15 protein-coding genes are annotated in these 13087 nt (G+C 57.4%); 3 read left to right on the plus strand and 12 right to left on the minus strand.

The features are described 5' to 3' along the window. Positions 1-16: 16 nt before the first annotated feature. The 7 genes from BM275_RS03055 to rplM all read right to left on the minus strand — a co-directional run bounded on the left by BM275_RS03055 (position 17) and on the right by rplM (position 4809). A complete protein-coding gene (locus tag BM275_RS03055) occupies positions 17-415 on the minus strand; it encodes a ClpXP protease specificity-enhancing factor (RefSeq protein WP_003302790.1) in 399 nt (132 codons plus the stop codon). 12 nt (positions 416-427) lie between these two features. Continuing rightward, entirely contained in the window at positions 428-1045 is a 618-nt protein-coding gene (locus BM275_RS03060; protein WP_090519234.1) for a glutathione S-transferase N-terminal domain-containing protein, read from the minus strand. 88 nt (positions 1046-1133) lie between these two features. Then, positions 1134-1913: a cytochrome c1 gene (locus BM275_RS03065; RefSeq protein ID WP_090519235.1), complete on the minus strand. Its 780-nt coding sequence runs from the start codon at positions 1911-1913 to the stop codon at positions 1134-1136. After that, complete coding sequence (locus tag BM275_RS03070; RefSeq protein ID WP_041014823.1) at positions 1913-3124, minus strand: cytochrome b; 1212 nt, start codon at positions 3122-3124, stop codon at positions 1913-1915. The genes BM275_RS03065 and BM275_RS03070 overlap by 1 nt, the downstream gene beginning before the upstream one ends. Continuing rightward, complete coding sequence (gene petA / locus BM275_RS03075) at positions 3124-3717, minus strand: ubiquinol-cytochrome c reductase iron-sulfur subunit (RefSeq protein WP_014821354.1); 594 nt, start codon at positions 3715-3717, stop codon at positions 3124-3126. The genes BM275_RS03070 and petA overlap by 1 nt, the downstream gene beginning before the upstream one ends. A 256-nt stretch (positions 3718-3973) precedes the next feature. Continuing rightward, complete coding sequence (gene rpsI, locus BM275_RS03080; RefSeq protein ID WP_003302797.1) at positions 3974-4366, minus strand: 30S ribosomal protein S9; 393 nt, start codon at positions 4364-4366, stop codon at positions 3974-3976. A gap of 14 nt (positions 4367-4380) precedes the next feature. Continuing rightward, positions 4381-4809, minus strand: coding sequence for a 50S ribosomal protein L13 (gene rplM / locus BM275_RS03085; RefSeq protein ID WP_003302798.1), 429 nt, complete (start codon positions 4807-4809; stop codon positions 4381-4383). A gap of 431 nt (positions 4810-5240) precedes the next feature. Between rplM and BM275_RS03090 the strand changes: the two genes are divergently transcribed. Then, positions 5241-6278, plus strand: coding sequence for an NADP(H)-dependent aldo-keto reductase (locus tag BM275_RS03090; protein ID WP_090519236.1), 1038 nt, complete (start codon positions 5241-5243; stop codon positions 6276-6278). A gap of 62 nt (positions 6279-6340) precedes the next feature. Next, on the plus strand, positions 6341-7021 hold the full coding sequence (locus tag BM275_RS03095; RefSeq protein WP_090519237.1) for an energy-coupling factor ABC transporter permease: 681 nt from the start codon (positions 6341-6343) through the stop codon (positions 7019-7021). Between the two features lie 10 nt (positions 7022-7031). Here BM275_RS03095 and yacG read toward each other — a convergent pair whose 3' ends face one another. The 5 genes from yacG to pilB all read right to left on the minus strand — a co-directional run bounded on the left by yacG (position 7032) and on the right by pilB (position 11760). Beyond that, entirely contained in the window at positions 7032-7229 is a 198-nt protein-coding gene (gene yacG, locus BM275_RS03100; RefSeq protein ID WP_003302802.1) for a DNA gyrase inhibitor YacG, read from the minus strand. Then, positions 7226-7834: a dephospho-CoA kinase gene (gene coaE, locus BM275_RS03105; RefSeq protein WP_090519238.1), complete on the minus strand. Its 609-nt coding sequence runs from the start codon at positions 7832-7834 to the stop codon at positions 7226-7228. Before coaE ends, yacG begins: the two co-directional genes overlap by 4 nt. A gap of 131 nt (positions 7835-7965) precedes the next feature. After that, the gene (locus BM275_RS03110; protein ID WP_090519239.1) at positions 7966-8835 is read right to left on the minus strand and encodes a prepilin peptidase; all 870 of its coding nucleotides are present in this window, start codon (positions 8833-8835) and stop codon (positions 7966-7968) included. 2 nt (positions 8836-8837) lie between these two features. Next, complete coding sequence (locus BM275_RS03115) at positions 8838-10055, minus strand: type II secretion system F family protein (RefSeq protein WP_090519240.1); 1218 nt, start codon at positions 10053-10055, stop codon at positions 8838-8840. A 1-nt stretch (position 10056) separates the two neighbouring features. Beyond that, complete coding sequence (gene pilB / locus BM275_RS03120; protein WP_090519241.1) at positions 10057-11760, minus strand: type IV-A pilus assembly ATPase PilB; 1704 nt, start codon at positions 11758-11760, stop codon at positions 10057-10059. Positions 11761-12071: 311 nt separating this feature from the next. On the opposite strand from pilB, the gene BM275_RS03125 reads away from it, so the two are divergent. Next, positions 12072-12548 (plus strand): pilin, encoded by a 477-nt coding sequence (locus tag BM275_RS03125; RefSeq protein ID WP_090519242.1) that lies wholly within the window; start codon positions 12072-12074, stop codon positions 12546-12548. Positions 12549-13087 lie beyond the last annotated feature (539 nt).

A 13087-nucleotide genomic window follows, 5' to 3' on the forward strand; every position in this document is an offset into this window, starting at 1 on the left:
CGGGCGCCGCGCTCGTCTACTTGACCACCTTCAAACTCGGACGTCCGCCCGGCCGCGGCGCATCGTCACCACCGCTCTCGCTTGGCGCATCGTCATCCGGCGGCGTCGGCTCGATCTCGAACACCATGCCCTGCCCATTTTCCCTGGCATAGATGGCCATCACCGCAGCGGACGGTACGTTCAACGAGTGAGCAACGCCACCGAAACGCCCCTCGAAGCTGATCGCCTCATTATCCATGTGCAGGTGGCGTATGGCGCTTGGCGCCACGTTCAGCACGATCTGCCCGTCACTGGCGAACCCGGCAGGGACCTGCACGCCGGGATAATCGACGTTGACCAGCAAGTGCGGCGTGCAATCATTGTCCACGATCCACTCGTAGAGCGCCCTGACTAGATAGGGGCGACTTGAATTCATGGGAACCCTCTCTCAGCGCATGTTGCGCTCGACGGCGGAAAGACTGGCCTGAAAGGCCTCGCGGGCGAAACTGCGCTCCATATAGTCAAGCAACGGCTTGGCAGCTCGAGGCAACTCGATACCGAGTCTGGGCAAACGCCAGAGGATAGGCAACAGGCAGCAGTCGACGAGACTGATCTCGTCACTCATGAAGTACGGCTTTTCCGCGAATATCGGCGACACGCCGGTCAAGCTTTCACGAAGCTCTTTGCGCGCCTGCGCGCGTTGCGGCTCAGCGGTACGCTGGTCAAGGATACGGTCGGCCAGCGAACACCAATCTCGCTGAATGCGATGAACCAGCAGGCGAGTATTCGCCCGCGCAACCGGATAGACCGGCAATAAAGGGGGATGGGGGTAACGCTCTTCCAGATATTCCAGAATCACACCCGGCTCATACAGTGCCAGATCGCGATCCACCAGCGTCGGAACACTGGCATACGGGTTCACCTCGGCCAGCTTGGCCGGACACTGCCCCGCCTCGACGTCAAGTATGTCCACACTGACGCCTTTCTCTGCGAGCACGAGACGAACGCGATGGGAATAGTGGTCGGCGGGATCGGAGTAGCAGCCCAACCGATTGGTTGCAGCCATAGGTCCTTCCTCACTCTTTTATCTTGAAGCAGAAAAAACACGCGCGCCCAGAGGGCGCGCGCAGGGTACAGCAGTTGCGGCTTGCAGCTTAGTGAACGTCTTTCCAGTACTCACGCTTGAGCAGGTAAGCGAACACGAAGAACACCGCCAGGAACAGCAACACATAGGTACCGATACGCTGGCTCTCCAGCTTGACCGGGTTTGCCGAATAGGCAAGGAAGGTCACCAGGTTCTTGATCTTCTCGTCGTACTCGGCCTCGGAGAGTGTGCCGGTACCAGGCTCGACGACCATCTGATCGCATGCCTCCTCGGTGATCGGCGTGCCGGTCAGAGGATCGAACTGCTTGCGACCGTCTTCGACCAGCTGTACCTGCTTGCAGCCCACGACGCGACGCCCCTGAAGCGGAGCCAGCACGTGCGGCATACCGACGTTCGGGAAGACCGTGTTGTTGACGCCATAAGGGCGGGCCGGATCTTCGTAGAAACTGCGCATGTACGTGTACAGCCAGTCGTTGCCGCGAACGCGAGCAACCAGGGTCAGGTCCGGCGGAGCAGCACCGAACCAGACTTTGGCGTCATCAGCCTTCATGCCGATCTTCATGTGATCGCCAAACTTGGCATCAGCAAAGACGACGTTGTCCATCATGACCTCTTCGGAAATACCGAGATCAGTGGCAACACGCTCGTAACGCTGGTACTGCGCGCTATGGCAACCCATGCAGTAGTTGGCGAAAGTTTTCAGACCGTCCTGCATGGCCGCTTTGTCAGTCAGGTCAATATCGACCTTGTCCAGATGAACGGCCGGGCCTGCCGCGAAGGAAAAGGCCGGCAGAATTGCAAGAATCAATGCAGCAAATTGCTTTTTCATCAGCCATCCACCCTTTGCGGAACCACTTTGGTCTTCTCGAGCTTGGTGTAGAACGGCATCAGGATGAAGTATCCGAAGTAGATAGCAGTACAGATCCGCGACACCAGAGTACGCTCAGGTGTTGGCGCCAGTACGCCCAGCACACCGAGAATGATGAAGGAGATGCAGAACGCGATCAGTGCGATCTTGCTCATCCAGCCTTTGTACCGCATGGACTTGACCGGGCTCCGGTCCAGCCAGGGCAACACGAAGAGCACTGCGATAGCCGCACCCATGGCGATAACACCAAGCAGCTTGTCAGGCACCGCACGCAGAATCGCGTAGTAAGGCGTGAAGTACCAGACTGGAGCAATGTGCTCCGGCGTCTTGAACGCATTCGCCACTTCAAAGTTGGGCTTCTCGAGGAAATAGCCGCCCATCTCAGGGAAGAAGAACACGACCGCACAGAAGACGAACAGGAACACCACGACACCGACAATGTCTTTCACGGTGTAGTACGGGTGAAACGGGATGCCATCGAGTGGCACGCCATTCTCATCCTTGGTCTTCTTGATATCGACACCCATCGGGTTGTTCGAGCCAACCTCGTGCAGCGCCAGGATGTGCAGAACGACCAGGCCAAGAATGACGATTGGCAGCGCGATCACGTGCAGTGCGAAGAAGCGGTTCAGCGTGATGCCGGAGATGAGGTAGTCACCGCGAATCCACTGGGTCAGGTCACCACCGATGACCGGAATGGCACCAAACAGCGAGATGATTACCTGGGCACCCCAGTAGGACATCTGCCCCCAAGGCAGCAGATAGCCCATGAAGGCCTCAGCCATGAGCGCCAGGTAGATCATCATGCCGAAGATCCACACCAGCTCGCGCGGCTTCTGATAGGAGCCGTAGAGGATCCCACGGAACATATGCAGATAGACCACCACGAAGAACGCGGACGCGCCCGTGGAGTGCAGGTAGCGGATGATCCAGCCATACTCAACGTCGCGCATGATGTATTCGACGGAGGCGAAGGCGCCCTCAGCCGAAGGCTCGAAGCTCATGGTCAGCCAGATACCGGTAAGTATCTGATTGACCAGTACGAGCAGGGCCAGCGAACCGAAGAAATACAGGACGTTGAAGTTCTTGGGGGCGTAGTACTTCGAAAGATGGTCTTCCCACATCTTGGTCGCGGGAAAGCGGGCGTCGACCCATTCCATGAACTTGCTCATCAGGCGTTCTCCTGGTCCACACCGATGATGATTACATTATCGGTCTCGTACGAGTGCGGGGGCACCGGCAGGTTCAAGGGAGCTGGCTGCGACTTATAGACGCGACCGGCCATATCGTATTTGGAACCATGGCAAGGACAGAAATACCCACCAAGCCAATCAGCACCGAGATCGGCCGCAGCCACCTCAGGACGGAAGGACGGCGCACAGCCGAGGTGAGTACACAGACCGACCACCACGAGCAACTCGGGCTTGATCGACCGGTTCTTCGGATCGACATAAGCAGGCTGCTCGGAAGCCTTGGACTCAGGATCGGCTACCTGGCCGGCAACCTTCTCCAGATTTCCGAGGACCTCGTCGGTCCGACGCACGATAAATACCGGCTGACCGCGCCACTCGGCGACCATCTGCTGTCCCGGCTCGATCTTGCTGATATTTACCCTTACCGGCGCACCGGCAGCCTTGGCCTTGGCACTCGGGAACCACGATCCCACAAACGGGACCGCAGCGCCCACCGCTCCTGCAGCGCCCACCACCGAAGTGGCGGCCACAAGGAAGCGACGCCGGCCTGCATTCACGCCGTCATTGCTCATTCAGTCGTCTCCCATCAGCTTCTTATGGCCTGCTTGACGCAGGCATGTACCACGTAAAATTGGGCCGCGAAAAATTCGCCAAATGGTAAAGAAAAGGCCTTCTTCTGACAAGGTAATAGCCTGTCACATAAGCCCTAATGCCCAGCCTTCAGGCTTTCCAGCGCGCGACACACTGTCGCACCGCCATATAAAAACGCACCCCAAAAAAAAACGCCCAGCTCCGAACGAAACTGGGCGTTTCTTTTGAAAGCGCGAATTAGCGCTTGGAGTACTGCGGACGCTTGCGCGCTTTGCGCAGACCGACCTTCTTACGTTCCACTTCACGAGCGTCGCGAGTGACGAAGCCAGCCTTACGCAGCGGACTGCGCAGGGTTTCGTCATACGAGATCAGTGCACGAGTGATACCGTGACGAATGGCACCGGCTTGACCACTGACACCACCACCGAGAACGGTGACGTAGATGTCGAACTTCTCGACAGTCTCAGTCAGCTCCAGCGGCTGACGAACGACCATGCGGGCAGTTTCGCGACCGAAGAAGTTATCCAGCTCACGGTTGTTGATGGAGATCTTGCCAGTGCCCGGGCGCAGAAAGACGCGCGCGGTTGCAGTCTTGCGACGGCCAGTGCCGTAATTTTGAGTCGCCGACATAATGAACTATTCCGTTAAATCTTCAGTTCTTGGGGCTGCTGAGCGGTGTGCGGGTGGTTGGCACCCTTGTACACCTTCAGCTTACGATACATGTCGCGACCCAGCGGGTTCTTCGGCAGCATGCCTTTGACCGCGGTCTCGATCACACGCTCGGGCGCCTTGGCGATCAGCTTCTCGAAGCTGATCGACTTGATGCCACCCGGGAAACCGGAGTGAGAGTAGTACACCTTGTCTGTGGTCTTGGCACCAGTTACACGCACTTGCTCAGCGTTGATCACGACGATGTAATCGCCAGTATCTACGTGAGGGGTGTATTCCGGCTTGTGCTTGCCACGCAGGCGGCTAGCGATTTCGGTTGCCAGACGACCCAGGGTCTGGCCGGCAGCGTCGACGACGAACCAGTCGCGCTTGACGGTTTCCGGTTTAGCAGTAAATGTCTTCATTCGTTATAGCCTCAGGGGCCGCCCTGAAAATAAGACGGCGAATCTTACTGAATGGTGCTCGCCCTGGCAAGGCCAGGACAGCCGGAAACAGACGCTATCGGGGGCTCGGGTCAGCGCGTCCGCCACGGCAGTGGTTCGGTAGGCTAGGCATCTCCTACCTTTAGGTTGCGTCGACAGGCTAGGCATCCCCGGCGACAGGCTGCGGAATTATCCTGATTACCAGCAAAATAGCAACCGACATTTATAGTTATCGAATTCCGCCACACCCGATCTCAAGCAGGCACAGCCCACCAAACAGCGAGCCTCACTCCAGATATCTGCCAGCGTGACATCCAGGGCACTTCGGATACGTCGAACGCTCTCATGAGCACAAGCCGTCCCGTCTTCGTTAAGCTCTTCGGCACTCACTCTCAGATCACGCGAGGTATTGCATGGAATATCGCTCACTCGGCCGCACAAATCTGAAAGTCAGCTCACTGTGCCTCGGCACCATGACATGGGGAGAACAGAACGACCAGGCCCAGGCATTCGCCCAGATCGACCGGGCGAAGACTGCCGGCATCAACTTCATAGATACGGCCGAGATGTATCCGGTGCCGCCGCGCCCGGAAACCTACGCAACCACTGAGCAATACATAGGAAATTACCTCCAGAGCCGGGGCGACAGAGCCGACTGGATCATAGCCACGAAGATCGCGGGACCTGGCAACGGCATTACACACATTCGCGACGGTCAACCCAAATTCAATCGCGAACAGATCCGCACCGCGCTCGATAACAGCCTTCGGCGTCTGCAGACCGACTGGATCGACCTGCACCAGCTGCATTGGCCGGAACGCAGCACCAACTTTTTCGGGCAGCTGGGCTATCGACATCAAGAAGGCGACTTCACTCCGCTGGAAGAAACACTGGAAGCGCTCGACAGCGAAGTCAAAGCGGGCAGAATCCGCCACATCGGGCTGTCCAACGAAACGCCGTGGGGCGTGATGAAGTATCTGCAATTGGCTGAGGTCCGCGGCTGGCCACGCTCGGTTTCGATACAAAACCCTTACAACCTACTCAACCGAAGCTTCGAGGTTGGCCTGGCGGAAATCAGCATCCGCGAACAATGCGGCCTGCTTGCGTACTCGCCCCTGGCGTTCGGCATGCTCAGCGGCAAATACGAAAATGGCGCCCGCCCCTCCAACGCGCGCCTCACGCTCTTTCAACGCTTCGCACGTTATAACAACCCCCAGGCCAAAGCCGCATGCTCTCGGTACGTTAAACTGGCTCGCGAGCATGGACTGGATCCAGCGCAGATGGCGCTTGCCTATGTCACAGCGCAACCCTTCGTCACCAGCAATATCATCGGCGCGACATCACTAGAGCAACTTGAGTCGAATATCCGTAGCGCCGAAATTACGCTCTCAAGTGAAGTGCTAGCCGCAATTGAAGCGATCCACACAGAACAGCCGAATCCAGCCCCCTAAGCCCCTTCGAGAAGCACCGACGGCTGTGCGCCGGCAACAACGAGTACAAAGGAATCACTAGTATGATCGCCGCCCACCTGCTTGCTCCATCCAGCCTGCTGGCAGGCTGGATGATCTATGTGATCGCGCTGTTATGGGCGGCCTGGCGAGCTCCCTGGGTCGAGCTCTTCAGTGATACTCGCCGTCAGCACTTGCTGTTCGGCGCGATGCTTTCGATCTTTCTGCTCTGGCTGGTGCGAAGGGACTTCGATTCGGGCCTTTCATTCCACTTCATCGGGCTGACAGCCGTCACCTTGCTACTGGACTGGCCACTGGCAATCATCGCCGCCCTCATCGCCCAGGTCGGCCTGACACTGACAGGTCATCAACAAGTTGCAGCCCTGGGCATGAACGGCATCCTGCTGGTACTGATCCCAGTGCTGGTCACGGTTGTATGCGCGCGACTCGTAGAACGCGCCCAACCCCGCAACCTGTTCGTCTTCATTTTCTTCGCTGGATTCTTTCCAGCGGCGCTCGCAGCATTGGCGTGCATCCTGGCATCGCTCGGCGTACTGCTACTAGATGGTCGCTACCCGATGCCGCCTTGGCTGGCGGATTTTGCCGGCTACCTATGGCTGGTCATGTTCCCCGAAGCCTTCATCAACGGCACAGCGATTACCGCCCTGGTGGTTTTCTACCCGGACTGGATGGAAAGTTTCAATCAAAGCCGCTATCTGCAGGCGCCATGGAAAGAAGACAAGTAGCGTCAAAGCGCTAGTGCTCGCGCGGAGGCATGTCACCGGAGAACAGATCATCCTCGAGCTCATTGCCAGGAATCGCGTGCGCTTCCGACGCCCAGGCACCAAGATCGATAAGCTTGCAACGATCGGAACAGAACGGCCGGCTTGGGCTTTGCGGCCCCCACTCTACCGGCGCTCCACACGTCGGACACTCAACTATCGCAGCGGTCATACCTGCCCTCCTCGTAACGTCAAATAAAAGCGGTGCAATCGCTCGACCTCCACCCCTAGCCACGACAGATCTCGATCATTTACCAGCACATCATCGGCATGTTGCAAGCGCGCTTCACGACTGGCCTGCGCCTTGAGAATCGCCCGCACCTGCTCCTCACTGACCTGGTCACGTGCCATCGTGCGCGCAACCTGGAGTGACACAGGGACGTCTACAACCAGCACACGATTGACATGACGGTACTGCCCTGACTCGATCAGCAGCGGAGAAGCCATGATGGCGTAAGGCGACTCAGCCAAGGCGAGATGCCTGGCGATCTCAGCTCGAATCAGAGGATGCAGCAGCTGCTCCAACCACTGCCTGTCGGCCGGGTTATCGAATATACGCTCACGCAGCCCTTTTCGATCCAGAGAGCCGTCCGTGAGCAAGATGCCTGAGCCGAAGCGCTCGGCAATCTGCAGCAACGCTGGCCGCCCGGGCTCGACCACCCAGCGCGCTGCCTGATCGGCATCGACGACATGTACACCCAGACTGGCGAAGCGATCCAGCACCGCAGTCTTGCCACTACCAATGCCGCCAGTCAACCCGAGAATCCAGGGTTCCATCGCAACCACACCCAGACTAAAAACAGGACGCGCAGTAGTAACTACTCAGCCTGCGAAGCGCAAGCCCAGAACGTCTTTCGTTAAGAGTACAAGTCGGCGGAACGACTTTCGGCTCAGCAATGGTGTCCGACTTAGAAGCGCGCGAAATGGAGATAGCTCTCGGTAATCCGGTCACCCCAAAGCAACGCGATCCAGCCGGCGATCGCCAAGTAGGGACCGAAAGGGATGGGCGTGCTGCTCTCGGCGCGCTGCACCCGCAACAGGATTGTGCCAAGAACAGCCCCAACCACCGACGACAATAGAATGGTAAGTGGTAACACCTGCCAACCACCCCAAGCTCCTAACATCGCAAGCAGTTTGAAATCGCCATAGCCCATACCTTCTTTGCCGGTGACCAGCTTGAACAGCCAATAAACCGACCACAGGCTCAGATATCCCGCTACCGCTCCCCACAGTGCACTTTCAAGCGATACGAACAAGCCGAAGCTGTTCAGGATGAGACCAAGCCACAACAACGGCAGAACCAGCGAATCGGGCAGCAACTGATGATCGATATCGATCATGCTCATCGCCACCAACCCCCAGGTCAGCACCAGCATTGCTCCTGCCTGCCAGGTGAAACCGAAATGCCAGGCGACATAACCGGAAAGCAGGCCGCACGCCAACTCCACGAGTGGATAGCGACTGCTGATCGGCGCCCGGCATGACGAACACTTGCCACGCAAGGCCAGCCAGCTGACCAAGGGGATATTCTCCCAAGAGCGAATCTGATGATCACAGTGCGGGCACCGCGAGCTTGGCAGCAGCAGATTGAAGCGCTCACGGACCGGCTCCGGCGGGCACTCGAGATACTCAAGCGCCTGCGCGCGCCACTCACGCTGCATCATGATCGGCAGGCGATAAATCAAGACATTGAGAAAGCTGCCGATCAACAAGCCCAGCAAAGCAGCGAACAAAACAAAGGCCAGCACGTGGCTGGCCAGATAATCGATCAACATCATAATCAGACGACGGCACCCAGCTGGAAAATCGGGAGATACATGGCAATGATCAAACCGCCGACCAGCACACCAAGCACCGCCATGATCATTGGCTCCATCAGAGCAGTCAGCCCGTCGACCATATTGTCGACTTCGTCTTCATAGAACGTCGCCACCTTCGCAAGCATCTCATCAAGAGAGCCGGACTCCTCGCCAATCGCCGTCATCTGGATCGCCATACTGGGAAAGGTGCCGGTAGTGCGCATCGAAAAGTTAAGCTGCATACCACTGGATACATCAGCCTTGACCTTCATGGTCGCATTGCGGAACACCACATTGCCGGTCGCCCCGGCCACCGAGTCCAATGCATCGACCAACGGTACACCGGCGGCAAAGGTAGTGGCCAGCGTGCGCGCAAAGCGCGCCACCGCAGACTTATAGAGAATATCGCCGACCACTGGGATCTTGAGCAAAAAACGGTCAAACCCATTGCGGAAACGTTCCGATTTGCCGTGGGCAGTCTTGAAAGCATAAGCCGCCCCAAACATGACGAGCAGCACCACGTGCCACCAGGCCTGCAGCGCTTCGGACAAGCCAATCACCATCAATGTAAACGCCGGGAGCTCCGCGCCGAAGTTTGCGAAGACGTCCTGAAACTGCGGAACCACCTTGATCAGCAAGATCGCCGAAACAATGATTGCAACCAATACGACGGCAATAGGGTAATTCATCGCCTTCTTGATCTTGGCCTTCAGGGCCTCGGTCTTTTCCTTGTAGGTTGCCACCCGATCAAGCAGCGTTTCTAGCGAACCGGACTGCTCGCCCGAGTCGACCAGGTTGCAATAGAGATCATCGAAGTACTGCGGCTTCTTGCGCAACGCCGCAGCAAAGCTGTTACCCGCCGCGACTTCCTGTTTCAGGTCGTCTACAAGCTTGCGCATGTTCGGGTTATCGAAACCCTCGCCGATAATGTCGAACGACTGCAGCAGCGGCACGCCGGCTTTCATCATGGTTGCCATCTGCCGTGTGAACAGGGCGATGTCCATCGGCTTGATCTTCTTGCCGGCGCTGAACAGCGACACCGACTTTTTGCGGACCTTCTGTGGGTTGACACCCTGCTTGCGCAGTTGCGCCTTTACCAACGCAGGGCTGACGCCGCTCAGCTCGCCCTTTATCTTTGCGCCCTGCCTGTTGGTGCCTTCCCAGATGAAAACACTGGTTTTTACCGCTTTCTGCGCCATGTTAGTCCTTGGTCACCCGGTTGACTTCTTCCAGGCTGGTCACGCCCTGCATGGCTTTCACCAAAGCCGAAGTTCGCAGATCGTTGAAGCCGTCTTTACGCATCTGGGTGGAAATATCGATGGAATTACCGTCCTCCATGATAATCCTGGCCAGTGCCGGCGTGTTTTTAACCACTTCATAAATACCGACACGGCCTTTATATCCACCCTTGCAATTATCACAGCCCACCGGGCCGTAGATTTTGAACGTACCGATCTTGGCGGCAGGGAAGCCTTCTTCCAATAGGGCGTCGCGCGGCAGTTCCACTTCTTTCTTGCACGAGTTGCAGAGCTTGCGTGCCAGGCGCTGGGCAATGATCAGGTTCACCGAGGTGGCGATATTGAAGGCCGCCACGCCCATGTTGCGCAGGCGCGTCAGGGTTTCCGCGGCGCTGTTGGTGTGCAGCGTCGACATCACCATATGGCCGGTCTGTGCCGCCTTAATGGCAATTTCGGCGGTCTCCAGGTCGCGGATCTCGCCCACCATGATGATGTCCGGGTCCTGACGCAGAAACGCCCGCAGCGCCTGAGAGAAGTCCATGCCCTGACGCGGGTTGACGTTGACCTGGTTGATACCCTCCAGGTTGATTTCCACAGGGTCTTCGGCGGTGGAAATATTCACATCGACTGTATTCAGAATATTCAGACCGGTATACAGCGATACCGTCTTGCCTGAACCCGTAGGACCGGTGACCAGAATCATGCCCTGCGGCTGCTTGAGCGCATTCATGTACAGCTCTTTCTGGTCCACTTCGTAGCCCAGCGCATCGATGCCCATTTGTGCACTAGATGGATCGAGAATCCGCATCACGATCTTCTCGCCCCAGAGGGTCGGCAATGTGTTGACGCGGAAGTCGATGGCCTTGGTCTTGGACAGCTTCATCTTGATCCGCCCGTCCTGCGGCTTGCGTCGCTCGGAGATATCCAGCCCGGCCATCACCTTCAAGCGTGCAGATATGCGGGGCGCCAGTTGGATCGGTGGGCGCGCGACCTCATGCAGGATGCCATCCGTGCGAAGCCGCACGCGGTAGGCTTTTTCGTAGGGCTCGAAGTGCAAATCGGACGAGCCACCACGAATGGCGTCGAGCAGCATCTTGTTGACGAAGCGCACTACAGGGGCGTCGTCAGCAGCCTCTCCGCCTTCCTCAGCTTTTCCATCTTCGGTGACGGACTCGACATCGACCCCATCCAGATCGACTTCGCCCAGCTCCTCTAGTCCGGTGGCGCCGCTTTCGTACAGTTTGTCGATGGCCTCGCCCAGCTTGTCGTCTTCCACCAGAATCGACTCGATGCTCAGCCCGGTACTGAACTGGATATCGGCAATCGATTGATGATTAGCCGGATCGGAGATGGCGACATAAAGCTTGGTGCCGCGCTTGGAAAGCGGCAGCACCCGATGTTGGCGGGCCAACTTCTCACTGATCAGATCCTTGGGCAGCGACTCCTTGTTCAGCGCAGACAGGTCCAGCAGCGCTACACCGAATTGATCGGAAGCAAGCTCGGCTATGGCGCGGCCTTTGGCCAACTTGTTCTGCACTACATAGGTGACAAAGGGTGTTTTGCCGCGAACGGCTTGAGCCTGCGCCTGCTGGGCCGTTTTTTCGTCCAACACGCCGGCCACGACCATCTGCCGTGCCAGCCCGGATAGGGAAATGTTTTCGCTCATGGCGGCCTCGCTCCAATCTGTGTCCGCCTTATAGCCTAGATGCCGGTGACTGCAAACAAGGTCAGCGGCAAGTGACGTTCTTGGTCACATATCGCCCGCAAAGAGTCGGCCTTGAGTGGCAACACAGACATTTCATATCAGCGCTTGAGGCAATGAGAAGCGGGCTGCGCTTGGGGGAATACCTCTCGGCAGCAACGAGAGGTTGAGGCACTTCACAGTATTGGCCGCTGCGCTCGGCGCGAACGAAAACTGGCATGCCAACTGCTTTAGCTCCTACAGGCTCACAGCCTTAACACTTTAAGGAGATACAAATGAAAGCTCAGATGCAGAAGGGTTTTACCCTTATTGAATTGATGATCGTTGTGGCGATCATTGGTATTTTGGCTGCGATTGCGATTCCGCAGTATCAAAACTATGTTGGACGTTCGAATGTAGCCTCAGCAGTGTCCACTGTGGCCGCTAACAAAACTGGCGTTGAGTCTTTCATCATGAACTACGGCGCGTTTCCTGATGGGACCACCGCTGCGGCAGCGGCATCTGGTAATACCCCTGCGGTTGTCGGGCAGCGCCCAGAAGATCTTGGGATCGTTAATCCCTCTTTCGGTGTAATCACATTGCACCCCGGTGCAGCAGGCGCAGGGAAAATTACGTTGACCTTTTCGTCGGGCAACCCAGGTATCAATACTAAGAAAGTTAGTATGGATCGCACTGCGGAAGGAACCTGGACATGTGTGACAGACGTAGATGCCAAGTTTATTGACAAGGCTTGTACCGCTGGCACCCCGTAACCTAAACGCGGTAAGGCGGATCAATTCGTAGGATGGATTAGCGAAGCGTAATCCGTCGTTCACCGCGAACCTGCTGTATCCGCCGTTGCAAACTAAACGCCTCGCCTTCATGCGGGGCGTTCTGCTGTTTGGGGGCGGTGATGCCGATTTCTTGCGGCGGATCGGTATCGCGGTATGGCGAACCCCCTTCGTATGACGGAATCGCCAAAGGCGCTTCCGTCGTTTACCACGAACCGGCTGCACTCCACCGCCCAACACCGCAACCGAACCCACCCATTCGAACGTCGGATTACGCCTTCGGCTAATCCAACCTACGTTGGCTGAACATCGCGGAGCGGCGAAACGCTTTTCGTATGATGGAATCGCCAAAGGCGCTTCCATCGGTTACCGCGAACCAACTGCATCCACCACCCAACACCGCAACCGCACCCACTCACTCGAACGTCGGATTGCGCCTTCGGCTAATCCAACCTACCTCGACTGAACATCGCGGTACGGCGGATCGGCGTCCGTATGATGGAATCGCCAAAGGCGCTTCC

It is taken from the genome of Stutzerimonas kunmingensis, from assembly GCF_900114065.1.
Lineage (GTDB): Bacteria > Pseudomonadota > Gammaproteobacteria > Pseudomonadales > Pseudomonadaceae > Stutzerimonas > Stutzerimonas kunmingensis.